Source organism: Pseudomonas sp. NBRC 111131, from assembly GCF_001320525.1.
Taxonomy (GTDB): Bacteria; Pseudomonadota; Gammaproteobacteria; order Pseudomonadales; family Pseudomonadaceae; genus Aquipseudomonas; species Aquipseudomonas ceruminis.
In genome coordinates this window covers 1-26690 of sequence record NZ_BCBH01000014.1, presented here as the reverse complement: position 1 = coordinate 26690, position 26690 = coordinate 1, and the positions used below count along the sequence as shown (strand labels likewise).

Below are 26690 nucleotides of genomic sequence, written 5' to 3'. Positions count from 1 at the left end.
CATCTGGGCCAGCAAGAACTTGCTTGGCGGAATCGACAATACGTGGAAGAGGGTCGAAAGCGGGGAAGGCATCATGGGGTTCGGCCCGTATCCACCCGCGCGGTGCGCAAAATGGGGGCCTGAAGGGCGGACGATACGTGTGATCTCGTGCATGGGGGCTGCAAAGGCCTCTTTTCTTTATGGTTTCCTTTTTATCTATAACGGATGGGGGTGCAGATATCAAGGATCGGTGCCGCGCGGGCTCTTCCCAGGTCGCCGGCCTGATGCCGGACACCAGGCAACGCATGGGCAAGATCCGGGCATGCCTACGCAATGGATGCCCAGATAAACCAGAGGCGGCTTTTCAGTACGCGCCTGTTCAATCCGCCGCGTAACCGAAGATCGATTTCGTTTCTAGATACTCTTCAAATCCGTGGATCCCCCACTCCCGCCCATTCCCGGACTGCTTGTACCCGCCAAACGGCGCACCGTTGTCAGCCTTGCAGCCATTGAGGTGAACCATGCCGGTTCGCAAGCGGCGGGCCATGCTTCGGGCACGTTGCACATCACCCGCCGTCACATAGCCAGACAGCCCATAAGCGCTGTCATTGGCCAGGGCAATGGCCTGTTCCTCGGTGTCATACGGCATGATCGCAAGGACCGGGCCGAACACTTCCTCGCGGGCAATCGCCAGGTCCGAAGTGACATCCGCAAACACGGTGGGTTGGACGAAATACCCCGCCGTAGCATTTCCCGGGCGACCAACACCGCCACAGACCAGCCGAGCGCCCTGCGCCATGGCTGCCCCGATCATGCCCTGGACCCGCAGGTACTGCGCAGCATTGGCCAGCGGCCCCATGCTCGTGGCAGGGTCGCTGTCGTCGAAGCACACCCGGGCAGTAACCTCCCGCGCGATCTCGATGGCCCGTTCCTGACGATGGCGAGGCACCAGCAACCGCGTTGGCGCATTGCACGACTGGCCGCTGTTACGCATGCACGCGCTGACGCCATGGCGCACCGCCGCGTCGAAATCAGCATCCTCGAGGATGAGATTGGCTGACTTGCCGCCCAGCTCCAGCGACACCCGCTTCACCGTATCGGCCGCCGCCTTGGACACCGCGACACCCGCCACGTTGGAGCCGGTGAACGACACCATGTCGACCCCAGGATGCCGGGCAATCTGGTCGCCCACCGTGATCCCATCGCCATTGACCAGGTTGAACACCCCGGCTGGCACGCCTGCCTGATGCAACACATCGGCCAGCAGCATGGCGCACAGCGGCGCCCGTTCGCTGGGCTTGAGCACCATGGTGCAGCCAGCGGCCAACGCCGGGGCGACCTTACAGGTGAGCTGGTTGAGCGGCCAATTCCAAGGGGTGATCAACCCGCACACCCCGATGGGCTCCCGGGTGATCAAGGTGGTACCGTGCATACGGTCGAAGCTGTAGTCGCGCAGCACCTCATAGGCACGCTGCAGATGCCCAAGCCCGGCAGGGACATGCGCGCTGCGGGCCAGCGAAAGCGGTGCGCCCATCTCCTGGTGAACGGCCTGGGCCAGCTCCTCGCTACGTTGGCGATAGCCCTCGATGATGGCGGCCAATAGCTCCAGGCGTTGCTCACGGGGCCACTGTGAATACTGGACAAAGGCCCGCTGGGCAGCCGTTACGGCACGGTCGACATCGTCGCTGTTGCCCAGGCTGATGCAACTGAAAGGCTGCTCGTCGTGGGGATTTATCAACGCCTGGGTCGGCCGCCCGAGCGGCGTTTCCCAACGACCATCGATGTAGAAGTCGAGCGGGTTCATGCCACCCTCTCCAGCGCACGGCGCAAGGTGTCGAAGATCTGACCAATCTGCTCAGTCGAGACGATGAGGGGCGGCGACAGCACGATGTTGTCACCGGACGCGCGCACCAACACGCCGTCCTCGAAGCACAGGCGCGCCACGTCTGCTGCCGGAGCAGGTGCGCCCTCGCGCCCGCGCAGTTGCACCGCACACAACAGGCCGATCGCCCGGACATCCTGTACAACCGGGTGATCGCGCAAGGCCAGCGCTTGGGCCTGCCAGACCGGCGCTACCGCCTGGACATGGGCATTGATCCCCAGCGCCTGGTGAACCGCCAAGGTGGCAAGGCCCGCAGCGCAGGCCAGGGGGTGAGCCGAATAGGTATACCCGTGCATGAGCTCGATGGCCGATGCCGGGCCGTGCATGAACGCCTCATAGACCGCGCCACTGACCAGCACGCCACCCATGGGTACGGCTCCATTGGTCAGCCCCTTGGCGGTGGTCATCAGGTCGGGCACCACGCCGAACGCCTGCGCGGCAAACGATTCGCCCAAGCGGCCGAAGCCGGTAATCACTTCGTCGAAGATCAGCAGCACACCGTGGCGATCGCAGACCTCACGCAGCTTTTGCAAATACCCCAGCGGCGGCGCATACACGCCACCCGAGCCCGTCACCGGCTCGACGATCACCGCCGCGACCGTGGCCGGGTCGTGCACCTCCAGCAATTGCAGCAGTGCCTCGGCGTAATCGGCACCCTGCTGGGGTTGGCCAGCACTGAAGCGCATGCTGGCGTCGTAGGGCAACGGCAGATGCGCGACGTCGCCCAGCAGCGGGCCGAAATCGCGCTTCTGTCGCCCGATACCTGACACCGACAACCCGCCGAAGCCCATGCCGTGGTAGCCCTTGGCGCGGCCGATCAGCTTGGTCCGCCGGCAGTCGCCCCGGGCCTGGTGATAGGCACGGGCAATCTTCAGCGCGGTATCCACGGCCTCGGAGCCAGAGTTGGTGAAGAACACCTTGTCCAGCCCCTGCGGGGCAATGCCGACCAGCGCATCGGCCATGCGCAGGGCATCCGGGTGGCTCATCTTGAACGAGGAGACAAAGTCCAGACGCCCCGCCGCTTCCCGGATCGCCTCGACGATACGCGGATGGCCATGGCCGGCGTTGACGCACCAGAGCCCGGCCATGGCGTCCAGCACCGGACGCCCCTCAGGGGTGAAGTAATGCATGCCCTCGGCGCGCTCGAACAGCATCGGCTGGCGTGCGAAGTCGCGCATCGGGGTGAAGGGGGCCCACAGGCCGGTGTGCAAAGGCTGAGTCATGACGTCGTTCCTTTCAAAAAGCATTCAGATACGGTGCCCGCGCAGGGTCGGGCGCTGCAGGGCGCCGGCGTTGGTGTTCACGCCGCGGTCGAACACCAGCACGCCCTGCTCCAGGCGGCAGTCGACGTGGTCGGTGAAGGCGGTCTCGACAAAACGCCAGCGCATGCGCAGGCCGCCTGCGGTATCCCAGCGTCCCTGGGCCACCACCGGGGTCTGCTCAGGCTGGTACTGATGGTGCAGGTAGTTGCCGGTGATGCCGGTCAGCGATTCGATCGGTTGGCGCAAGCCGACTCGAACGTGATGGGTACCGCGGTGATCGACCAGGGTGAAGTCGCAGCCCTCGGCATCGAAGGCCAGGGCGATTTCACGTACCTGGTCCTCGTTCGGTTCAATCCGGTAACGCCCTGCCAGCTCGGCGCCAGCGGCAGACTCGCTGGCGCCCTCGAGTTCGGGCAACCGCAGGCCATCGATCAGCGCATCGAGCTTGGCCTGCGCGGCATCCGGCGCTTGTGCCGTGCGCCCAAGGCCTGGGAACAGGTGCGTCCACAGCGCCGCGTGCAGGCGCTTCTCGCCCAGTCGCAGGCCGCTGGTGAAGACGATCACGGTGTCTTGCGCCGGCAGCACGATGCACTGCTGGCCGAACACGCCAGAGGCGTAGTAACCGCCGTTGCGCATCATCCACCACTGGTAACCGTAGCCTTCGCGGCGGTTGCTCGCGGCGTTGCCAGCGTCACGCGGCAGGTATTGCTTGCCGTCGAACTCGCCCATCCACACGTCATCGACCTGGTTGCGGGTGGCGGCATCGACCCACTCGCTGGACAACAACTGCTGCCCTTGCCACTGCCCACGCTGCAGGTGCAGCACGCCGAACTTCAGCGAGTCCTCGCTGGTGCAACTCAAGCCGTTGCCGCCACTGTTGTAGCCCCCTGGCGCCAAATCCCAGTGCAGCGCGTCCATGCCCATAGGGCGCAGCACCCGCTCGTCGAGCACCTGGTGCAGGGTTTTGCCAGTGACCTGAGTGACGATGGCAGAGAGCATGAAACTGCTGGCACTGCTGTAGATGAACGCCTTGCCTGGAGCCTCATCGACGGGTTCGTTGAGAAACGCCTCCACCCAGCTGCTGGTGACGTTGCGCCAATCGCCGCCGGAGATACCACGGCGATGCCCCGTGCGCATGGTCAGCAGGTCTTCGACAGTCATCGCCGCCAGGTTGTCGCTGACCTGCGGCGGGCACAACTGCGCAAAGAACTCCACCACCTTGTCATCCAGTGCCAGACGCCCGTCGTCGATCAGCAAACCGATTGCGGTGGCCGTCCAGCTCTTGGTCGCCGAGTGCTGCACATGCGGACGCCGCGCGGCATAGGGCCGCCAGAACGCCTCGCTGACCACGGCGCCGTCGCGGTACAGCATGAAGCTGTGCAGCTCGAGGCCATCGGCCTGTACGGCCTCGATGAAATCGACGATGGCCTGCGGATCGACACCCTTGTCCTGGGGCAAGGCGCGGGGAAGTGGGATGTAACTCATCACGGGTGTTCCTTAAAATAACGCTGGCGACCATCTATGTTTTTATATGCAAAATAAAACAAAGATGAGTAAATAGGTTTTTGCAACGCTGTACCTCGCGCTGCCTGTGTTCCATGCGCCCCGGGCCTTAGGCCGGGGGCATGCCAGGCAGGCTTCTCTCCCCTGTCACAGGAACGACATCGTCCATGGTTCAACTCACTTCGCTGCAGACCAAGGTTGCTGGCCAGATCCTTTCGGCCATCCAGAGCGGCGAGCTGGCGCCCGGCAACCATCTGAAGGAAGTGGAGCTGGCCGAACGCTTTGGTGTCTCGCGCTCGCCGGTGCGCGGTGCGCTGGCATACCTGGCCGACCAGCGACTGATCGAACCGATGGCCAACCACGGCTTTCGTGTGCCGCTGGAGCCGGCAGTGGTGGGAATGAACGCTGGCGAGCTGCAAAACGAAGAGGACGCGCTGTATGCGCGCCTGATTGACGACCGCCTCAGCCAGTCGCTGCCGGACCAGATTTCCGAAAGCGACCTGCTGCGCCGCTACAACGTAGGCAAAAGCGTGTTGCGCCGCTGCCTGTTGCGGCTGTCCGACGAAGGCGTGATGCAGCGCAAACACGGCCATGGCTGGCAGTTCGCGCCGACCTTGAGCGACAGGCAAACGCGCTTCGAGAGCTACCGCTTTCGCATGCTGCTCGAGCCCGCCGGCTTGCTGGAGCCAACCTTTCGCCTCAATCAGGAGCAGTTGCAACGCTGCCGCAAGCAGCAGCTGGACCTGCTCGACGGCATCGCCGACAGCAAGAACTTCTTCGAAAGCAACGCCCAGTTCCACGAGTTGCTGGCTGCAGCGTCGGGCAATGCCTACATCCTTCAGGCGGTGCAGCAACAGAACCGCCTGCGCCGCTTGACCGAGTTCCATTCGGTGAACAACGTCGAGCGGGTCAAGGTCTCGTGCCGGGAGCATCTGGCAATTCTCGATGCGCTGGAGCAAGGCGATAACGAATGGGCCTCCACCCTGCTCCACCGCCACCTGGAGGTCGCGAGCAAAATGGGCGTGGCGCGGAGCAAGGCGTAGGTCCATTACCAGAGCGCCACGGTGTAACCGATGATCACTCGGTTTTCGTTCATGTCGCGCAGGTAGTTGGCCTTGGTCAGGGCATTGCGCCAACGCAGCGACACGCCCTTCAGCGGCCCGCCCTGAATCACGTAGCCCAGGTCAATATCGCGCTCCCACTCCCGGGCTTGGCCATCGAACCCCTTCACCACGGCTTGGTCGCCCTTGGCCCAGCGCGTCGAGAAGCTCAGACCCGGAACGCCCAGCGCCGCGAAGTTGTAATCGTAACGCGCATGCCAGGTACGCTCTTTGGTCTGGGAGAAATTGCTCAACTGGTACTCGGAAAAGAGGAAGGTGTTGGTGCCGTCCACGTAGGTGAACGGGGTACTGCCGAACTGCTCCTGATAGCCACCGCCGAAAGTGTGGCCGCCATAGCTGTAAGCCAAGCGGGTACTCAGTGCGCGGTTGTCGACCTTGCCCGCCAGCCCGGCGCCGGATTTGTCGGCGTCGAAGTAGCGGACGTCGGTCTTCAGCGCGCCGCCGCCCAGCGCAAAGCTGTGCTTCAGGCCAACGTAGTGCTGTTGGTAGATGTCTTCCAGTTGGGCGTAGTGGTAGGTCAGCAGCAGACTCGGCGTCAGCTTGTAGTCCCCCCCGGCGAAGCGGAAACGATCACTCTTCGCAGTGCTGCGATAAGCACCGCTCTGGCTGGTCAGGCCCATTTCCTCATAGTCGGTCGACTCGCGCTGGCGCACTCGGTCGATCTGCCCACCGATCAGCGCCAGGCCCGGGATGTCGCCGGAGCTGACCTGCGTGCCACGGAAGGTCTGCGGGAAAATTCGGCTGGTGTTCGGCTGCAGTGTCGGCAGGTCCGGCAGCAGGTAACCGCTGCGCAGTTCGCTCTTGGCAACGCGCACCTTGCCGGTGACACCGAGCTTGGAGTATTCGTCCTGGGCTCGCTTGGCATAGCTCGGTTTGCCCGGTTCAGCCTCGTTGTCCCGTGCCAGCAGGCCGGAGCCCGAGCGGTCTGGGCTGGAGTCGAGCTTGAGGCCGAGCATGCCAACGGCATCGACGCCAAAGCCGACCACGCCTTCGGTAAAACCCGATTGCAAGTTCAGGGTGAAGCCCTGGGCCCACTCCTCGCGCTTGGATTGCCCGGCGTCTTCCCGGTAGTCGCGGTTGAAGTAGTAGTTCTTCAGTTCCAGCGAGCCCTTGCTGTCCTTGATGAATTCGGCGTGGGCTTGAGCGCTGATCAGGCCTACACCGGTCAACAGTACGTTCAGGTGGATGTGTCTCATGTTTCTGGCTCCCGGCAGTCATTGTGAGAGTGTTGTTATTGTTTTTTTGGACATGACTCCCCCCTCACGCCGGTTTTGCAGCCGGCGTGTGGGCGTCAGTCAGGGGTCAGCTCAACCGGTGCGACGTATTCGGTAACTACCGTCGTCAAGTTGTTCCAGCGGGCTGGCGGCCGCCAGCAGTCGCCTTGTGTACGGGTGTTGCGGGTGGTCGAAGACCTGCTCGCGGTCGCCCACCTCCACGACCTCACCCTGGTGCATCACCGCGACCCGGTGGGCGATGCGCTCTACCGCCGCCAGGTCGTGGGAGATGAACAGGCAGGCAAAGCCGTATTGGGCCTGGAGACGCTCGAACAGCTCGAGAATCTGCTTCTGGATGGTCATGTCCAAGGCCGAGATCGGTTCGTCGGCGATGACCAACTGCGGGTGCCGGACCAGCGCCCGACCAATCGCCACGCGCTGGCGCTGACCACCGGACAGCTGATGCGGGAAGCGCTCGGCGAATGCCTCCGGCAGGCCGATGTCACGCATGGTCTGCAAAACCCGTTCACGCCGCTCGCTGGCATTCAGGCCCGGTTCGTGGCGTAGCGGCTCGATCAGGATTTCGCCGATACGCATGCGCGGGTTGAGTGAGGAGAACGGGTCCTGAAAGATCATCTGGCACTGCAGCCGGTGAGTCCGGTTGGCGGCCTTGAGGATATCCACGCCCCTGAAGCGGATGGACCCCGCGCACGGTTTGACCAGCCCGACCAGCGAGCGCCCGAGGGTGGTCTTGCCCGAGCCGCTGCCGCCGACCAGGGCCAAGGTCTCGCCGGGTGCGATGCTCAAGCTGGCGGAGTGCACCACGCGCTTGTACTGACGCTTGCCCCAGAAATTGGCGGGGCCCGGATGCTCGATGCACACCTGATCGACCTGCACCAAGGGCCCGTCGCTGGCAGGCAGCGGTGGCAACTCGCCGCGACGCGGCAAAGCCTCCAGCAACTGACGGGTGTATTCGGCCTTGGGCGCCAGAAGGATGTCGGCAATCGCGCCCTGCTCCACCGCTTTGCCGTGACGCATCACCACGACCTTGTGGGCATAGCGCGCCACCAGCGACAGGTCGTGGCTGATGAACAGCACGGCGGTGCCTTGCTCGCGGGTAAGTTCGAGCATCAGCTCGATCACATCCAGTTGCGCCAGGCAGTCCAGCGCCGTGGTCGGTTCGTCGGCGATCAACAGCTTGGGCCGCAGCAGCATCACTGAGGCCAGCATGATGCGTTGGCGCATGCCACCGGAGAACTGGTGGGGGAAGGCCTTCAGGCAACGCTCGGCATCGCGGATGCCTATGCGCTGGAGCATCTGCACGCAGCGCTCATGGATCTGTTGCGGGCCCAGACGGGTGTGAAGCTGCAACGCCTCGTCCATCTGCCGGCCGATGGTCAGGGCCGGGTTGAGCGAGACCATGGGCTCCTGGAACACCATGCCGATCTGCGCGCCACGGATGGCGCGCAGGGCCTGGCTGTCGAGGCGCGTGAGGTCACTGCCGCGAAAGTCCAGGCTGCCGCCGCACACCTGCATCGGCAGGGGCAGCAGGCCGATGACAGCACGCGCAGCCATGGTTTTACCGCTGCCCGACTCGCCCACCAGGGCGACGATCTCGCCAGGTGCCATGTCGAAGCTCAGGCCATCGACCGCCAGCACGCCGTGCTCGCCCACGCGAACCTGCAGGTCACGGACCCGCAGCAGGGGGGTTGACTGGGACATGATCACTTCCTCATCCGGGGGTCGAGACGATCGCGCAGGGCATCGCCGAACAGGTTGATGGCCAGCAGCGCCAGGCAAATGAACACGCCAGGGAAAATGCCGAGCCAACTTGCCGAGGCAATGTACGGGCGGCTGCTGGCGAGCATGTTGCCCCAGGTGGCCGCCGGCGGCGGGACGCCCAGGCCAAGGAAGCTCAGGGCGCTCTCCGACAGCAATGCCCAACCGAACATGCTGGTGGCCAGCACACACAGGGGAGCCAGGCAGTTGGGCGCGATATGGCGCAGCATGGTGTACAGCTCGGAATTGCCGATGACCCGCGACGCCTCGATGAACTCCAGCTCGCGCAACGACATCACGCTGCCCCGCACCACACGGACCACCGAAGGGGTGTAGGCGATGCCCAGGGCCAGGACGATGCCGTACTGGCTGGCACCGATGACCGCCATGATGCCTAGGGCCATGAGAATGCCCGGGAACGCCAGCAGTGCGTCGTTGAACATCATCAGCACGCGGTCGGTCCAGCCACGCAGGTAGCCCGCCAGCATGCCGATCAAGGTTCCGGCAAGAACCGCGAAACTGACCGACAGCAGGCTGATCCACAGGCTGGTACGCGCGCCAATCAACAACCGGCTGAACACGTCACGGCCAAACTCGTCGGTGCCCAGCCAATGCGTGGCGCAAGGCGCCTGGAAACGCGCCAGCAGGTCAATGCGCAGCGGGTCGTACGGGGTCCAGAACACGCCCAGCAGGGCCAACAGCACCAGCACCAGCAGCAGCGCAGCACCCATCAGCGCGTTGGCCGGCGGCCAGGCCCGCGGTGCCTTGCGCACGGGCACGTCCAGCGTCGCCAAGGGCACGCAGGAGGGTTTCGAACTCATAACTTCACCCTTGGATCGAACAGTGGGTAGAGCAGATCGACGAACAAGTTGACCAGCACATAGACGAAGGTGATCAGCAGCAAACAGCCCTGCAGCACGGGGTAGTCGCGGGCGAAGATCGCATCGACCATCAGCCGCCCGATGCCCGGCAGGGTGAACACGGTTTCGAGCACGGCGATGCCGCCGAGCAGGTTGCCGAGGATCAGCCCGACCAGCGTCCAGGTCGGCGCAAAGGCATTGCGCAAGGCGTGGCGCCACAGCACGGCACGCTCCGACAGGCCCTTGGCGCGGGCGTGGGCGATGTACTCCAGGCGTAATACCTCGATGGTGCTGGCCCGGGGCATACGGGCGATGGCACCGACTTCGACCAGGGTCAGGGTGACGATCGGCAGCACCAGGTAGCTGAGCGCCTGCCACGGCGCTTCGCCGAAGCTGACATAGCCCACCACCGGCAGCCAGCCGAGCTTGATGCCGAAGGCATAGAGCAGCAGCAGGCCGAGCCAGAAGCTGGGGATCGACAGCAACAGCGTGGCGCTCATCACCAGCCCCAGGTCCAGCGCGCTGTTCTGCTTCCAGGCCGCCAGCACGCCCAATGGCACGGCGATCAGGGTCGCCAGCAACACGGCAATCAGGACAATGCTGGCGCTGACCGCGAAGCGCTCGAAAATCAGCGGCAACACCGCCTCACGGGTGCTGATGGACCAGCCCAGGTCACCGCTGAGCACCGCCTTGAACCAGATCAGGAACTGGGTCACCACTGAGTGATCCAGGCCCAGGGTCTGGCGCATGTCGGCCAGGCTTTGCGGGTCGGCCATGTCACCGAGCATCAACAGTGCCGGGTCGCCGGGTATCAAGCGGATCAGGGCGAACACCATCACCGAGATCAGCAGCAAGGTCGGCACGGCCATGCCCAGCTTTTGCAGGATAAAGCGCAACATCGTTCAGGCCCCTACCCTACTTCGCCGCGAGGCTGACGCCCCACAACCGTGGTTTGGCCACCGGCCAGGAGTGATAGCCCTGCACGCTGTCGCGCAGCGCACCGGTCACCGTGCCGTTGTAGATGATCACCATCGGCGTGTCGTGGATCATCATCCCGTGCAACTGATCGAACAGCGCCTGGCGTTTGGCCGTGTCGCTTTCACGCGTCGCCTGGCGCAGCAGTGCCTGAGCTTGCGGGTTGTCCCAGACCTTGCGCGGCTCCTTGCTCTTGTCGCCCATCAGCGAGTCGAAGCCCAGGGCAGGATCCAGCCGCGAGGAGTAGGAGAACGACATCATCTGGTAGTTGCCACTCTGGTAGCGCTCCAGCTGGGTGCCCCACTCGAGGGTTTCCATCTGGATGTTCAACCCGCTGGCCTGCGCCATCGCCTGGGCCAACACGCCCATGTCGAACATCTGCTGGTAGCGCTTGTTGACCAGCATCTTGATCGGCTGGCCCTTGTAGCCGGCGTCCTTGAGCAGGCGCTGGGCCTGCGCAGGGTCGTAGTTGTAACCCTGCTTGGCCACCTCGTCGTGGAACGCACTGGTGCTCGGGATCGCCGAGTTGTTGGGCTGCGAGAGGCCGTTGGACAGGGCATTGACGATCTGTGCGTAGTCCAGGGAGTGGGCGATGGCCTGGCGAATGCGCAGGTCCTTGAGCAACGGGTCGTTGGTCTGGAACAGCAGGCCGCAGATGGCCATGATCGGGCTTGCCGACACCTGTATGCCCGGCAGCGCCTTGAGCTCCTGGGCATCGCTGGCGGTGACGTCCGGCAGCAGGTCGACATTGCGCGACAGCAGCGCAGCCTTGGCCGACGAGGGGTCGGGGATGATCATGAAGCGCACGCTATCGACCAGCGCCTGCTTGTTGCCGGTGAAGCCATCGGGGCCGGCTTCATTGCGCGCGCTGTAGTGCTGGAAGCGCTCGAGCAGCACGTATTGGCCGGGCTTCCATTCACTGAACGTGAACGGCCCGGTGCCCACGGGTGCCTTCCAGCGGCCATCGGCGGCCAGCGAGTCCGGGTGGAAGATGCCCGCGCCACCGCAGTCAGGGCGCGCCATCGAGGCAAGGAACAACCCATTGGGCTGGTCGAGGGTGAACACCACGGTTTGCGCATCAGGCGTCGCGATATCGACGATCTTCGCGCCGCCCCGGCCATCGAACTCAGGTAGGCAGCGCCACTGGGTCTTCGGGTCGAGGTAGCGTTGCCAGGTCCATTTCACATCGGCCGAACTCAGCGTTGCGCCGTTATGGAAATGCACCCCGTCACGCAAGGTGAAGGTGTACGTGAGCCCGTCGTCGGAGACCTGCACCGCTTGCGCCAGCAACGGCCCGACCGAGGCATCCTCACGGTGGGCTACCAGCCCTTCGACCACATGGAGGATGACGGTGTCGGTGTTTTCGTCGCGGTTGACGCCCGGCTCGGTGCTGCGGATGTCGGCACCCAGGCCGACACGCAGCGTGGTTTCAGCCAGCGCGTGAGGTGCCAGGGTGGTCAGGGTCGCGAGGCCCAGCGCCTGCAAGGTACGACCCATTGCGGGATTACGGAAGCGATGCACGGGAGAGGTTCTCCTTCGCTGAAGGACCGGCGAGGCAGGCCCGGTCTCAAGGTTCTGATCGTATCGTTCTTGTTATGGCCTGACGGGGATCAGCGCCGGAAGCGATCTTGTTTTTTTTGGCTTGCAGGGACATATTCACAGCGTTCGATTGGAATGTAAATGTTTTTTTATTGATAAAAATACACACCATGCTAATCAAGCGGGCTCGCCGTGGCAGGCGTTGGAATACACGGGTTGGGCTCAGAGGAAATGTCGGTGCGGGAATGGGAACTGCGTCGAACGGTGCGTGAGATGCGTAAATAGCCGCGCAGGCGCATATGCCTGGGGTACCCGGAGGCAACCCAGGTGGCAGGGAACTCCAAGGTAGGCCATTTCACGGCCTTTTTAGTGCGCCACCATGGCTAGAGGCGAAGCGGTCGCTTCCGGTGAAACAGCGACCTCTCAGTCCAGGCTCAGCCAGGGCTTGAGTTCTGCCCGGTTGGCCAGTACCAGTTGCTGGGCCTCGGGCCTTGCGTCATGAACACTCGGGTTTACATGGAAGCGCCGCACCACATACTTGGCCAGCGCCAAGGAGCTCGGCACCACCAAGCGCCCCTCGACCATGCCGTAGTCCACTTCGATGATGGCCTGCTGCGCGTCGGTCAGCCGCTCATCCGGCTTGAAGATAACTTCGATCGGCGTGTTCCACTCCACATCGCCGTCTATGCCGTTCTCGGTTTCATCATCACGCAACTCGGGCACACCACGGAAACGGCTGAGGACAAAGTCGCGATACTTGCCGTTCTTCTCGCAATACGCCCGCACATGCCAGCGCATGCCGGTGTAGACCAGGGTATGTGGCGCGATGGTGCGGCCTTCCAGTGCCGGACTGTTGAAGGACACGTAGTCGATGTCCAGACGCCGCTTCTCCCTGCAGGCCTTGAGCAGCGGCCGCAGCACTTCTGGCTTGACCGAACGGTCCGGGACCCTGAGCACTTCAGTGTGACCATAGGCCAATGCCAGGCCCTCGATATGCGGCGCACGCTCGTTGTTCTGGTTGAGCAGGTCCAGGTAGGCACTGGCGCTGTCATCGATGAACAGCGGCTTGAACTGCCGGGTGGGCACGTAGCCTTTTATCTGCTTGTCATAGACCAGGTTCTTCGACGCGTAATCGGTGATGTAGGTGTTGATGTCTTTGGATGCCTGCTGGCGGCTGATACCAAAACTCTGCATCAAGTGGTTGGTCGTCAGTCGCCCCTCCCACCAGACCACCGTTTCAATCAGGCGGTAACGCAAGGCCAGGTCCCAGCGCGTCTGTTCCATTCGTTGTGTGCGTTTCATCCAGGATCCTGCAAGGACTGCCAAGCTGTTTGGCGTGTCGTTCAATCTTACGTGTCAGGCAACAGGCGGAGCAAGGAATGGCGCATATGTAAACTAAACAGACACATGTACCGCCGCATTGACGTACATGAGCGCCAGCACCTTGAACGTGTACACGCCACGGCATTCGGCGGCTGCACCACCTATCGCACTATCAGAATGCCTCGCCCGCCACCGGTAAGATCCGCACCGAACCTGTACCATTCATTTACCTGTACAAGTCACCATTATCGACATGTAATTTCAATAGACATATCTTCCTGCTTACCGGCACAAAGCCACTATTCAAGGAAGCCTTACGATGGAAGCTCTCGAAATCACTCTGCTGGGCGTAACCGGCACCATGCTGCTGGTGCAGGGCCTGCAGCATGCACGTATGGGCGATATCTGGAACTTGCTGAAACGTGATCGCGACCTGGAGCGCACCGCGCGCATCCATGAGCAGGAGAACACCGAGCTGCGCTCCGCGCTTCGCGCCGAACGTGAACATGTGAGTCAGCTGCAGCGCCAGGTGCACCTGCTGATGGGGCTTATTCCTGAAGCCTGAGGCGGGGCCGGGCCAGTCGTTATCGCATTTGCCAGGGCGTCAGGGAGGCTACCTATGCGCTAACCCATCCGCGGGACTTTCGACTGAGGCGACACGGTTTGTCGTCCTATTGACCAATGCTAAGCACACCACGCCAAAAGGAGCACGCAATGAAAAACCTGTTCGCAATCATCGGCTTTGCCGTGGTGCTGAAGAAGAGCTACGAGTGGTATCGCGAATACAGCGAGCTCAAGCGCGAAAAAGAAAAGCGTCAGTGAGCTCATGCCGCCTGTGAAACACAACTGCCTAGAAATTGACGCCACAATAGCCATCAAAACGCTATCAATCACTAGCATATAGCCATCATCATCGGTACGATCCACTCAGCCAGAGGACGTACCGGACCACCGGTGATAAAGAACAAGGTCGTTTTTCATGTCACAAGCGAAGGACACGCTGCTGAGACTTTTTGCTTTGCTGCGTCTTATTCCGACAGCCCCCCAGGGTATTGCCACACCCACATTGCTGGACAAACTGCGTGACCGCGGCTTTTCGGTAACACTGCGCTCCATTCAACGTGACTTGAACCGTCTGTCCATCCCCTTTTCCCTTATGTGCGACGACAGCGAGATGCCATTTCGCTGGAGCTTCACCCGTAACGCACCGTTGCAGTTGCAAGACATGGACGCCCCTACAGCACTGGCGCTCTACTTGTCGGAAAACCACCTGAACGCCTTGTTGCCACAAACTGTTATGGACCAACTAGGCCCACAGTTCCGCCGTGCGCGTAATTATCTTCAAGGGGCAAGTACAAACGGACTCGCCGATTGGGCCCGCCGTGTACGCGCCATTCCTAATGGCAAAACGCTGATCCCTGCTGCCGTAACACCTGAAGTCTGGGCAATCGTCTCCAGCGCGCTGCTGGAACGTCGGCAACTGCAGGTGAGCTATCAAAGCCGCAGTAAAAATGCCATGAAGCAGTTTCATCTGCACCCGGTAGGCCTGGTTTCCCGGCATGCAATGAGCTACTTGATTGCCACGGTGGGCGACTACCGCGACTTGCGTCAGTTCGCACTGCATCGAATCCAGCAGATCGTGGCGCTCGATGAGCCCGCGAAGATGCACTGCGTCTTCGATGTCGACGACTACATCGCCAGCGGCGCATTCAATCTGCGCCAGGCCGATACTCAGGTAGAGCTGGTCGCTGATGTGCATCCACAAATTGCCACCCTGCTGCGCGAAACGCCCTTGAGTCTCGACCAGGCATTGACCGACCTTCCCTCCCAGGATTGGAAGCGACTGCGCGCCAAGGTACCGCTGGACGGAGAAACGCTGTGGTGGATCTTCGGACTCAACGACAACATCCGCGTGTATGCCCCACAAGCCTGGGTGGACGAAATCCGCGAGCGTTTGCGCTCGATGCAAGCGTTCTACCAGGAAGCCTGCTCAGCCTGAACCCTTGAGAGAATCGCGCTTATTCGCTGCCCTCGCTCACGGAGTGCCGGGGGGGGGCGCACACATCGATACATAACGACCACCACCTAAAGGATATTGACATGCCGCTTCCCCTTATTCTCGGCGCCGCCGCCCTGGTTACAGCCGCTTATGGCGCCAAGAAAGGCTACGACGGTTACCAGCGCCACTCGGAAGCCGATGAAATCGTCAAAGACGCCCAGAATCGTTATGAAACGACGAAGGATGTGTTTGACGAGCAGGAAACCAAGACCACTTCCGCGCTCGACAACCTGGGAAAAAAGGAACTTGAGATCGGCCAAAGCTTCGCCGAGTTCAAGGTGTTGGCCGACAAATTGATGGAGCAAATGAACAAGGGCCGCCAGCACAAGCTGGAAGTCAACATTCCCAAGCACAATCTGCAAAAGGTCGATAGCTACAGCTTTACGGCGGTAGGTGTGCTGGGCACCGTTGCCAGTGCAGGGACTGCGGGCGCTGCCGCTGGCTTCGCCGTCTATGGCGGTGTAATGGCGTTGGGTGCAGCCTCCACCGGCACGGCAATCTCGTCGCTGGCAGGCGTGGCCGCCACCAACGCAACCCTGGCTGCCATCGGCGGCGGCTCGCTGGCCACCGGTGGCCTGGGCATGGCCGGCGGCACCGCCATCCTCGGCGCTGCCGTTGCCGCACCGGTCCTGGCAATCGCTGGCTGGGCATACAACAGCCACGGCGAAGAAGCACTGAGAAATGCCCACAAGGCCGACCAAGAAGTAACAGCAGCCATCGGCAAGCTCACCCGCGCTACCGAAATGCTCGGTGAGACCGAACACTACGTGCGCAAGATCCGTCGCTCGCTGATGGCGATCTACGCACAGTTCAACCAGTACTTCGATAACCTCAAGGACATCGACAACTTCCTGCAGGACCTCAATGGACGCAATGTCGACAAAGAAGCCGAGCTGTCGAAGTTCAACGACTCGATTATGCGCACAATCGAAAACGGGTACGCCCTGGCCGGCATCCTTGTCAACGTGATTACCACGCCGATTTTCAAGCTCAAGAAGATCAACGGTGAGGTCGCCAAGAACAAAGAAGGCGTCCCGACCATGGAACTGGATAACGATGGTTCGATGATTCTCAACGAGACCGAACTCGACAAAGTGATGGTCAATGCTGGCGCCGAGGCCAGCAAGGTCGAAGCAGCCTGATGCCTCAAGGGGAAGGCGCGCCTCCCCCTTTACCACTTACCTGATTTTGATGGATCCGAACATGCACGCCGCAGCGCGAGACTATCCATGGGCCGAAGAGCTCGAGAAAACCGTAGTCAACAGCCTGGTCACCAGCTTTGGCTTGGACTTCCTATTGTTTCAAGATAAAGACGGCGGCAAGGTGGACACGATCCACAATGTCCGCAACGGGGTGTGGGCAACGAAACAAGAGCAGCAGCGCTTTGAAACGCGTGGCAAGTACAATCCGGATCCGTACCATCAGCATGACAACTACATCGAGACAGGGCGCAGGGACAAAGCCACACACCAGGCAGGCAACCTTCATGACCCATACCGCAACGCCACGCTGAGCCCAGCGCAAAAGCGGAATCTTGATCACATCATCAGTGCCAAGGAAATCGATGGCGATGCAGGTCGTGTTCTGGCCGGCCTGGATGGCGTCGAACTGGCCAACCAAAGCAGTAACCTGCAGACCACCCACGAGAGCATCAACAAGTCGAAAGGCCAGACGCCTATCAACGATTACCTGCGCGAGCTGCCCAACCTGATCGGCAGAAGCGAAACCAAACTGGCGAAAGATCGGGCGCGCCTGGCAACCCTGCCGCGCGATACGCCTGAACAGCAGCATAACGCACGCGTACTGGAAGACCAGATTCGCAAAGATGAAAACAAGATTGAAACGTTGAAGGCCATAGACCCCGATGAAATGCGCAAAAGGGACGAAGCTGCCCGCGCGCCGTACAACGAGCAGATCAATCGCGCTTACTACACCAACAGCAAGTTCTGGAAGCAGAGCGCGTCCGCTTCGCTGGACGCCGGCCTGAAGATGGGCACCCGGCAAATGCTTGGCCTGGTGTTGGCCGAAGTGTGGTTCGAAATGCGTACCCAAGTGCCGGTACTGCTCGAAAAGATCAAGCACAAGTTTGACTTCGAAGCATTCATCGACAGTGTCAACGCCACATTGAAAGGCATCTGGGAACGCGTGCAAAAACGCTTCTCGGATTTTCTCATCGCATTCAAGGATGGTGTTTTCGCAGGGGTCATGGCCACTGCCACCACTACCCTCTTCAATGTGTTCGCGACAACCAAGATTCTGGCGATCAAGATCATCCGTGAGGTGTGGGGCCAGTTGGTAAAGGCCATCAAACTGATGATCTTCAACCCAGAAAGCCTGAGTTTCGTCGAACTCTGCAAGGCAGTCACCAGTGTGATGTCCGTTGGCGCCGCGACTGTAGTAGGCACCATGGTGCACGCCCAGCTTCTGCCACTGTGCAACTTCCCGTTCGGTGGTGAACTTGTGGCTTTCGTCAGCGCACTGGTGACCGGTGTAGTTACCTTGGGCCTTAACTTCTTCCTGCTGCACAGCCCCGTGGCGCACAAGCTCTGGAGCTTCATCGAGTCGATCATGCCGCACGCGGGAGTGGTCAAGCACTTCGAGTCGGTTAACGCAGAGCTGGACCGTTACCTCACCGAACTCAGCCAGCTCGAGTTCAACCTCGATGCCGATGAGCTTGAGGAATTCTCCCTGACCCTGATGGCGTGCAACGACGAACTGCAGCGCAGTATGGTGCTGAGGGCGGAAGTGGCCAAGCGCAACATCTCGTTGCCCTTCGAAATGGGCAACAGTGCGAGCACCCGTAAATGGCTGGCCTCGTTGGTGTGAGGATGCAGCCCTTCCCATGTAACCATTGCGGCCTGTGCTGCCGCAACGTTCACCTGGCCGAGGAAACGCGCTTCCTCGACCGGGGCGACGGCACGTGTCGGCATCATGACGTGGGCAGCAGGCGCTGTACGGTTTACGCCGACAGGCCAGCGATCTGCCGCGTGGATCGGCAGTATGAACTGAACTACGCCAGCACCTATGGCTGGGACGAGTTTGTGAAACTCAATGTACAGGTGTGTGAGGCGCTACAAGAGCAGGCCCGCACAGCCAGCACGATTAATGTTCTGCACATCGCCGCTGCGTCTTGATCGCGCTATCCATTTGTACACTGACAGGGCGCCGCATCGCTCCAGGTCAGTTATATCCACGCTCAATCAAACTGGCAGCGACCCAAAGGTAACGCCCAGAAAGGACTCGAATGAAGCATTCCGATCTCTGCCTCAAACCGATATATGAACTCCTCACCGACGATGCGGGCAACCCGACGCAGTTCTGGATCCCGGCCTATCAGCGCGGGTATCGCTGGAAGCCGCTCCAAGTTACCCAGTTACTGGAAGACATTCGGGAGTTCAGCCAGCGCCGCAACCCTCAGCCGGATGACTTCTACTGCTTGCAACCGCTGGTCATCAAGGCCAACGAACATGGCACGCTCGAGGTGGTCGATGGGCAGCAACGGCTGACCACGCTCTTGTTGATTCTGCGCCATTTCAACGAACGACTGGCAGAGAAATACCGGCAGAAGCTCTATACCCTCGCCTACGAAACCCGGCCGCAGCTGTTGGCGTTTCTGGACAACCCAAGTGAAGCGGATGCCGACAGCAACGTTGATTACTTCTACCTGTTCAATGCAATCAACACCATCGAGGACTGGTTCAGCAGCCGTGCCCACGAAGTGGACGACATCAAGTCTGCATTGCTGAACAAGACACGGGTCATCTGGTTCGAACTGGCAGCACAGGACAACGCAGTCGATGCGTTCACACGCTTGAACGTAGGCAAGATTCCCCTGACCGACGACGAGCTGATCCGCGCGCTGTTCCTCAAACGGGGTGATGCAAACGACACCGATGAAGCCGCCCAGCAACTCAAGATCGCGCATGAGTGGGACCAGTTGGAGAAGGCCTTGCAGGCTGACGATTTCTGGTACTTCTTGAGCAACCAACAGAGCAGGCCGCAGAACCGCATTGGTTTCCTGTTCGAGCTGGTGACCAAAGTCGACGGCCTTGGCGCCGGAACACAGCAGGACGAGCACAGTATCTTCCATGCCTACAGCAGAAAACTCAAAAGGCCTAACACTGCCTCGGAAGAGTGGCTGCGTATCAAGCAGACCTACATGATGCTAGAAGAGTGGTTCGAAGATCGCACCCTCTACCACATTGTCGGCTTCCTGATTCATCAGGGCATGGATGTGGCCCGCCTTTGCGAGCTGTCGCAAGAAGCTACGAAGAGCGAATTCGAGCGCGAACTGCGTAAAGAGGTTTTTGCGCTCGCAATCGGCGACGAGGACGTTGATGAACTGATACCCGAAGAATTGCAGTTGTGCGTCAGCGAACGTCTTGAAGAATTGGAGTACGGGCGCCATTCGGCAGACATCCGTTCCCTGCTGTTGCTGTTCAATCTGGCCACCTTGCTGGGCAACCCTAGCTCCAACATGCGCTTCCAGTTCGACAGTTTCAAGAATGGCGAGTGGGACATCGAGCATGTGCGCTCAATCGCCTCCAGCCGCCCGCTGCGCTTACATGACCAACTCAACTGGCTGAATTTGTGCGCGGGCTATCTCGAAGCCCAGAACACCGGCGACCAAGAACGCCAGCTCTTGAATGGCATTCAAGCGTTTATCAAAAAACCGAAAAAGAATCAGTCGGACGATGCTTTCGAAACGCTCTACCTCAAGCTGCTGGCCTTCTTCAAAGAGAAAGACGATGCGCCTACAGAGCATGGCATCGCTAACCTGACGTTGCTGGATAAGAGCACCAACCGCAGCTACAAGAACGCCGTATTCGCAGTAAAGCGCAAGGCACTGCTGGCGCTGGACCAGTCGGGCATCTTCGTCCCACTGTGCACCCGCAATGTCTTCCTCAAATGCTACAGCCCGCAAGCCAATAACGTCATGTTCTGGAGCCAAGACGACCGTGAGGCCTATCTGGGCGAAATCAACCGAGCCCTGGTGGGCTTCTTCAGCGCAGCCCAGGAAACTACCCAATGAGCGAGAACGGCATCCAGATCACTCTCCAGCAATTGCTGAACCGCCACCAGCGTATTCAGATACCGATGATCCAACGCGACTACGCCCAGGGCCGGCAGGCTGCCGTAGAGGTGCGCAAGGAATTTCTCGGCACCCTGAAGCAGGCATTTAGCCTGATACCAAACGACCCAGCCCTGCCCCTGAACCTGGACTTCATCTACGGCAGCGTGGACGCCGACGGCCGTACCAAGTTCTTGCCGCTGGATGGGCAGCAGCGCCTGACTACGCTGTTTCTTCTGCACTGGTACCTCGCCTGGCGCGATGACAGTGAAGCACAGTTCCGCCAGTTATTCTGCGAGGGCAATCGCTCACGCTTTACCTACAGTGTTCGCCCCAGCAGCAGCGAGTTCTTCGATAAGCTAGTGAACTTCTGGCCGCCACGTGAAGCTGCCGACTGCGTTTCGCTGGACCAACTGATCAAGAACCAGGCCTGGTACTTCCGTTACTGGCGCCTGGACCCGACCATTCAATCCTGCCTGGCGATGCTGAAAGCGATTCACGAGCGCTTCAGCGACGTACAAGGGGGTTATGAACGGCTGACAGATGAAAACCAGCCGGTAATCACGTTCCAGTTGCTTGACCTTGAGCATTTCGGGCTGTCCGATGACCTGTACATCAAGATGAACGCCCGCGGTAAACCGCTGACAGCTTTCGAAACATTCAAGGCCCGCTACGAGCATGAGTTGAAGGGTCAATATGACGACGAAACGCGCGATATCAGTGACCAGGCGTTTCCTGTCGCCGACTACTTTGCGCGCCGCATGGACACCCGTTGGGCTGACTTTTTCTGGGCGTATCGCGACAAGGAAACCCACCTGTTTGACGATGCGATCATGAACTTCTTCCATGCCATCGCGTTCATCTGCCGCGATCCCGGGGCCCCCGGTTATCTGGAGGACGTCGCCACCTTCCGAGGCAAACCGCTGAAATCTCATTACGCACTCTACCACGACGGGAAATGGCTGGAGCGGGAGTTCTCCGACACCCTCATGTTGTTGCTAGAAACTTGGAGCAATGAGGGCAACCGGTTCACAGCGCTGCTAGGCGAGAACCCGTACTTCGACGAAGACGCAACCTTCCAACGTTTGGTCAGCGACCCTGCTACCTTGGCCTATACAGACCTGGTGCAACTGTACGCGTACGTTGCATTTCTGCGTGCATCAGATACCACGCCTGAGCCGCAGGCACTCCTGGACTGGATGCGGGTTATCTACAACCTGTCGATCAATAGCAGCTATGAACGTCCGGCTGATATGCAACGCAGCCTTTTGGCGGTGCAGAGCCTAATACCCCACGCGGACGAAATCCTTCACCACTTTGCCAGTCATGAGAAGCCGACGGCGGGCTTTTACCAGCAGCAGGTCAATGAGGAACAGTTCAAGGCCGAATTGTTGCTCGCGCATGAGGGTTGGCGTGAACTGATTGAACAGGCAGAGATACACGGCTACTTCAAGGGCCAGATCGAATTTCTGCTGGAGTTCAGTGGAGCTTTGGCCAAGCGACAAACGCTCAGTCTGGATCAGTGGAAAGCCAACGATCACGGCCTGCTTCAACGGCGCTTCGCTGAATACTTGAAAAAGGCGGAGTTCATGTTCAATGCCCGAGGTTTGAACAGTCTTCCTGACTTCCGTTGGGAGCGAGCGCTGCTTTCGCTGGGCGATTATCTGTTATACAGCAGCTCAAATTATTCGTTCCTGGTGAATTCTACCTCCGAGCAAGCCAGTTGGAAGCGGCTGTTGAGAGGCGGTGCTGGCTATAATGAAAAGGATGCTCGAACGCTTCTCCACCGACTGTTGGAAAATCTCGACCTCAGTGCGCCAGTTGAAACTCAATTGGACGAGGTTATTGATAGGGCTGAAGGTCATGAAGCCTGGCAACAGATAATGGTGCACACCCCTGAAGTGTTCCAATATTGCACAGAGCATGCGCTTCGGTTCGATGAGCATGAGGTGTACCTTCTCAAAAGAAGCCGCATGAGCGGGATGCATGCTGAACTATTCAGTTACCACTTGTCCCTTCAGTTAGAATCGGAGCAGATGAAGCAAACTCTCTTGCCATTGGAGTATGTTGAATACCAATCAGTGAGCGGCTCCGAGTACGAGCCCAAAGCGGTCATGACGCTCTCATACCAGCGCCACACTTTTAATGTTTCGGTATTCTCTGAGCACGGCTTTTTCATTGTTTACACACTGAAAAAGCCCTTAAAATCACGTCCTGAACTAGAGAATATGTTTGTCAACGTGCTCAAGTTTGAAGCATACAAGGAGTTCTTACAGATACGTGTTGCACGCGATGGCATTCACAAAACGCTGCGTGCGCTGGCTCGAGCAACCAAGGCGCTGGATGCGAAGAGGGCTGAAACGTCCTGACCTCCAATGGGCAATGGGAGGGCGATACTGACGTCAGTTTTGCAAGCACTCCGCACGTTTCAAAGCGGCGGTTGGCATGGCCGGAGCCCACCATGCCAACCCAATCTTCAGCGTTTCCCGTGCGCCCTTAACGACACACGTACCATTCAACCGGAATACGACGCCGCTCTAGCCGCCAGACTCTTGCGGTTCAGTTCGATCTCATCATTCACGTCCACGCCTCGATAAACCATTGAAGTTTCGTGACGGACGTAATCTCCCTCGCGCTGAGCACTCAGCCAGTTGAAGGAACCGACACACAAAAGCTCCTGATCTGCCATGACGATCTTGCTGTGTACTTTGTTGACTATTCGAACGGGGATACCCTGCGTTTTCAACTCAGCCAAGGTGGCATTGAATGCCGCAACCTTTTGTGGCTCACCCTGGGGCTTTCGCGGTGAAATTTCGGTATTGAACTGCAGATCGGTAAACACTTCGACCTTGACGCCGCGATCCACAGCCGCGCGCATTTGCTCAAGCGCCCCTGTAGTGAACAGGCATTCCCACTTGACCCACGGCGTGATGATCTGCACCTGGTGGCTGGCCGATTGCAGTGTTGCTTTCAAGAACTGGTCATGCTGCCACCAATCATGCAAATGACTCAAACCCGTGCTCGCGGTGTGCAGGTCTTGCCTGGGCTGATACTCGAACCGCAACTCGCTGGCCGGGTCCGCCAGCAGGTACTTCGCCAATAGCCCGCGCGGCTTGCTGAAAGGCACCTGGCCCATCAGGTCCATGTCGCCAAACACCAGAAAACTATCCTTGGCCCGGGATACCGCCACATTGAGCATGCTGTCACGACGGTCGATGAAGCCGCCATCGGCATGCTTGGAATAAACCGCCGAGAAAATCACCACGGGCCGCTCCGCGCCCTGGAACGAATGCACCGTGCCAACGGTGATCTGGTCTGCACCTTTGCCAGCGTTGAGACCCAATACCTGGCATGCCTCGGTAATGGCGCGGCTTTGCGCACCGAAAGGTGTTATCACGCCCACAATCTCGTGAAGCGCCTTGTTCTTGTAGCGCTGCTTCAACTCATCGCAATGAGCGTGAAGCCATGCAGCAATGGTCCGTGCCTCGAGCAGGTTCCGGCGGCTGCCATGGCTGTTCTGGTCACATAAGCCATCAATGTGCAGGTAGCCAAGGCCCGGCAAGCCCTCGCTTGCTGCATGGCCCCGGCGGGGCAGTAGTTTGCCCTTGTAGCAAAGGACGTTGCAGAAGGCGATGATCGAGTCATAGCAGCGGCGGTGCTCGTACAGATACATACCCCGGGCAAGGTCGGGGTCATAGTGATACCGGCTGGTGGATTGGGCGATAGCCATCACGCTACCACTTGCGGCACTGCGCCCGCCCTTGCAGAAGACCTCGTAGTCCTCCTGCGACTGGTTGTACGACACCAGCCCAGCACTCGTAAGATTGCCGATATCCACCTTAGCCGGGATCGACCAGATGGGCTCGATCTGCTGGGTGTCACCGATAACCAGCGCCTGCCGGGCAAGGGCAAACGAAGGCGCGGCCACCTCCGGCAATACCTGCCCGGCTTCGTCGACGATCAACAGATCGATGAAATCGACCAGGTAGTCGTCGATGTAATCGCCGTCCTCATAGCGCTTGCACGACAGCTCTTTCGGCAGCCTGAAAAAGGTCGAGACCACACAAGGGGTGAGCTTCATCCAACGCCGCCAGTTCTTGATCAGCGTTTTGGCGCCGGTCTTGTTGCGGCTGTCGAGTATCTCTTGCAGCTCCTCGCGCACGTCCAGCAGCCAACGCCCTTCCCAATAGTGGGTGGTCAGCAAGAATATTTCGAAACGCAGCGACGTATCAGCCCAGCCGTCGCAGTCTTCAAGAGTGGCCTGGGCAGCAGGCTTTCCGGCCGCATCGGCCAGCGAACTAATCGCACTATGCCAATCGTGCAGCCGGTGATCTTCGGCTTCGAGCAGTTGCTGAGCGGTTTGAAGTCGTTGGGTGAGGCGCTGATATTCATCGCGTGCATGAGCCTGCACCGCGCCCAGTCGCGTTTCTATTTCGCCCAAGGTCCCGGCATTCTCCAGCTCGGCATCGGTGCCATCGAGCTGCAATTTGGCCAGCCGAAGCCGTTTGGCGGCAACGGGTCGGATCCAGCTGAACAGGCTGTAGAACAGCGACTCATGAGCCAGGTAATACTTGAAGTCGTTGAGTCGCTTCTGCGCAATGTCCAGTTGCTGCAGCTGATTGACCTGGGCAGCTTGCCGGGCCTGCAGGGCAGCCTGTGGGTCATCGCCTAATACAACTCGACGCGCATCACGAGCTTGGACGAGCGACGCCCACGCCTGCTCGATCTCGGCAAGCTGATGCTGACGCACCTTGATCTGCTGTTGCAACAGCTCGACCGTGCGCTCAACATCAAGGCCCTGAACACCCGAGAAAGCTGCTGCCGCCTTTGACAGAAAGGTATGCTCGGCCTTGTCCAGATAGGCGCTAGACTCCAGTTCCTGAAAAAAGCTCTTGGTCTGGTAGACCCGTGAAAGCTCCGCTTCGGCGGAGGCCCTTGGGAAGTAGGCGCCAAAGCTTCTGATATCTGGCAACCAACGCCCCGCCAACGGCCCGGTCCCCTCGGCAAAGTCTTTGCCGAAAGCCGCGATGATATTGGTGACCGCCTGATTGTTGGTAGAGCTGGCGACAATTACCGGGGGCTCGCCACCTGCCACAGCAGCTTTCGCCCACAGCGAAGCGACCACCGACAGCACCAACGTGGTCTTGCCCGTGCCAGGTGGGCCGTTGACTGCCAGTACATCGCCCACCTTGCCCGCCATCAAATGGGCCAAGGCATCACGCTGGCCACAAGCCAGTGCATATTCGTCGCCAGCGTGGCCCAATCGTGCGGCGAACAAGCTGCCAGGGGGCAAGCAAGGCTCGTCCGGGCTTGGGTCACGTTGGGCGAAGCGCTCGAACAGCGGAGCATCAGGCTTGTACTGACGCAGATAGTCGTAGAGGTCGATGATGTTCTTGCTGAAGCCGTCAGGTTTGTCTTCCTTGAACAGCAAGCTGTACTTGGCCGGTTTCATGCCGTCTTCGGCAGCATCCCACCCCTTTCCGACCTCACGGGCCATCCGCAGGCAGAACTCATAGAACTTGCGCCACTGTTCCAGATGCTGCTGAGCGTCGAGCATCTCCCCTTCACCCGGAGGTAAGAAAGTGGGCACCTCTTCGGTAGACAAGAAGTCATCCAGCGCAGATTGTGCACCAATAAAGAAGGTGTCCTTGTCCAACGGCTCAAGAATGTCACGCGGGACTAAAGCTTGTGTGGTCGGGTAAAGACGCCCATCGCGGGACACCAAAACGGTACAGATCAGCGGTGTGACAGCTGCAGGCATGCCCGCACGAACCTTGCCGTGCTCACGCTGCGACAGGTAAACCCATGGGCGCAGCGTGACTTTTACGGTCGCGGCGTCTGCTGGATCATCGGCAAACAGCTTGGCGGCAAGCTCTGCTGGCAAACACCCTTTCTGCACATGCTCCATCCCGACGGGGGTGAGCGCTTCGGCTTGTTTGGTGTTGAGCGCGCCATTGCCATTCTCAGCGTCGGCCAGGGAGTTGCGCCAGTAATTGGCGAGTTTTAGGGCGTATTCGTTCATCGTCCTGATCTGATAATGACCGGCACTCATTGTTGCGCTCGGAAACGGATGGGATGGCGCTGTGCGTTGACGGAGAGCGCCTTGGTCAGGATGGTCGTAAG

At 60.1% G+C, this 26690-nt stretch carries 18 protein-coding genes; 8 read left to right on the top strand and 10 right to left on the bottom strand.

Annotated elements, in window-relative coordinates:
• Positions 1-358: 358 nt before the first annotated feature.
• From APH34_RS14615 to APH34_RS14605, 3 genes are read right to left on the bottom strand one after another with little or no spacing between them, the layout of a single operon-like run.
• The gene (locus APH34_RS14615) at positions 359-1783 is read right to left on the bottom strand and encodes an aldehyde dehydrogenase family protein (protein ID WP_054901746.1); all 1425 of its coding nucleotides are present in this window, start codon (positions 1781-1783) and stop codon (positions 359-361) included.
• A complete protein-coding gene (locus APH34_RS14610; protein WP_054901745.1) occupies positions 1780-3084 on the bottom strand; it encodes an aminotransferase class III-fold pyridoxal phosphate-dependent enzyme in 1305 nt (434 codons plus the stop codon). Before APH34_RS14610 ends, APH34_RS14615 begins: the two co-directional genes overlap by 4 nt.
• Before the next feature lie 24 nt (positions 3085-3108).
• Positions 3109-4608: a serine hydrolase gene (locus APH34_RS14605; RefSeq protein WP_054901744.1), complete on the bottom strand. Its 1500-nt coding sequence runs from the start codon at positions 4606-4608 to the stop codon at positions 3109-3111.
• A gap of 185 nt (positions 4609-4793) precedes the next feature.
• Here APH34_RS14605 and APH34_RS14600 point away from each other — a divergent pair, with 185 nt between their 5' ends.
• Positions 4794-5669 carry a GntR family transcriptional regulator gene (locus APH34_RS14600; protein WP_054901743.1) on the top strand — a complete coding sequence of 292 codons (876 nt, stop codon included), beginning with the start codon at positions 4794-4796 and terminating at the stop codon, positions 5667-5669.
• Between the two features lie 5 nt (positions 5670-5674).
• On the opposite strand, the gene APH34_RS14595 is transcribed toward APH34_RS14600, so the two are convergent.
• From APH34_RS14595 to APH34_RS14570, 6 genes are all read right to left on the bottom strand, one after another.
• On the bottom strand, positions 5675-6943 hold the full coding sequence (locus APH34_RS14595; RefSeq protein WP_054901742.1) for an OprD family porin: 1269 nt from the start codon (positions 6941-6943) through the stop codon (positions 5675-5677).
• A gap of 111 nt (positions 6944-7054) precedes the next feature.
• On the bottom strand, positions 7055-8683 hold the full coding sequence (locus APH34_RS14590; protein WP_054901741.1) for an ABC transporter ATP-binding protein: 1629 nt from the start codon (positions 8681-8683) through the stop codon (positions 7055-7057).
• A 2-nt stretch (positions 8684-8685) separates the two neighbouring features.
• Positions 8686-9561 (bottom strand): ABC transporter permease, encoded by an 876-nt coding sequence (locus tag APH34_RS14585; RefSeq protein WP_054901740.1) that lies wholly within the window; start codon positions 9559-9561, stop codon positions 8686-8688.
• Positions 9558-10499 (bottom strand): ABC transporter permease, encoded by a 942-nt coding sequence (locus APH34_RS14580; protein WP_054901739.1) that lies wholly within the window; start codon positions 10497-10499, stop codon positions 9558-9560. Before APH34_RS14580 ends, APH34_RS14585 begins: the two co-directional genes overlap by 4 nt.
• 16 nt (positions 10500-10515) lie before the next feature.
• Complete coding sequence (locus APH34_RS14575; RefSeq protein WP_054901738.1) at positions 10516-12072, bottom strand: ABC transporter substrate-binding protein; 1557 nt, start codon at positions 12070-12072, stop codon at positions 10516-10518.
• Positions 12073-12537: 465 nt separating this feature from the next.
• Positions 12538-13416, bottom strand: coding sequence for a YafY family protein (locus tag APH34_RS14570; RefSeq protein WP_054901737.1), 879 nt, complete (start codon positions 13414-13416; stop codon positions 12538-12540).
• A gap of 340 nt (positions 13417-13756) precedes the next feature.
• Here APH34_RS14570 and APH34_RS14565 point away from each other — a divergent pair, with 340 nt between their 5' ends.
• The 7 genes from APH34_RS14565 to APH34_RS14535 all read left to right on the top strand — a co-directional run bounded on the left by APH34_RS14565 (position 13757) and on the right by APH34_RS14535 (position 22936).
• Positions 13757-14002 (top strand): hypothetical protein, encoded by a 246-nt coding sequence (locus tag APH34_RS14565; protein WP_054901736.1) that lies wholly within the window; start codon positions 13757-13759, stop codon positions 14000-14002.
• A gap of 414 nt (positions 14003-14416) precedes the next feature.
• Positions 14417-15436, top strand: coding sequence for a YafY family protein (locus APH34_RS14560; protein WP_054901735.1), 1020 nt, complete (start codon positions 14417-14419; stop codon positions 15434-15436).
• Positions 15437-15537: 101 nt separating this feature from the next.
• Positions 15538-16638: a hypothetical protein gene (locus APH34_RS14555; protein ID WP_054901734.1), complete on the top strand. Its 1101-nt coding sequence runs from the start codon at positions 15538-15540 to the stop codon at positions 16636-16638.
• A 61-nt stretch (positions 16639-16699) separates the two neighbouring features.
• Positions 16700-18322 carry a hypothetical protein gene (locus tag APH34_RS14550; RefSeq protein WP_054901733.1) on the top strand — a complete coding sequence of 541 codons (1623 nt, stop codon included), beginning with the start codon at positions 16700-16702 and terminating at the stop codon, positions 18320-18322.
• Positions 18323-18324: 2 nt separating this feature from the next.
• Positions 18325-18630 (top strand): YkgJ family cysteine cluster protein, encoded by a 306-nt coding sequence (locus APH34_RS14545; protein WP_177337030.1) that lies wholly within the window; start codon positions 18325-18327, stop codon positions 18628-18630.
• A 110-nt stretch (positions 18631-18740) separates the two neighbouring features.
• Positions 18741-20528: a DUF262 domain-containing protein gene (locus tag APH34_RS14540; RefSeq protein WP_054901731.1), complete on the top strand. Its 1788-nt coding sequence runs from the start codon at positions 18741-18743 to the stop codon at positions 20526-20528.
• Positions 20525-22936 carry a DUF262 domain-containing protein gene (locus tag APH34_RS14535; RefSeq protein ID WP_054901730.1) on the top strand — a complete coding sequence of 804 codons (2412 nt, stop codon included), beginning with the start codon at positions 20525-20527 and terminating at the stop codon, positions 22934-22936. The genes APH34_RS14540 and APH34_RS14535 overlap by 4 nt, the downstream gene beginning before the upstream one ends.
• Before the next feature lie 146 nt (positions 22937-23082).
• Here APH34_RS14535 and APH34_RS14530 read toward each other — a convergent pair.
• On the bottom strand, positions 23083-26690 hold a 3608-nt coding region (locus tag APH34_RS14530; RefSeq protein ID WP_156358084.1), incomplete at its 5' end, for an AAA domain-containing protein.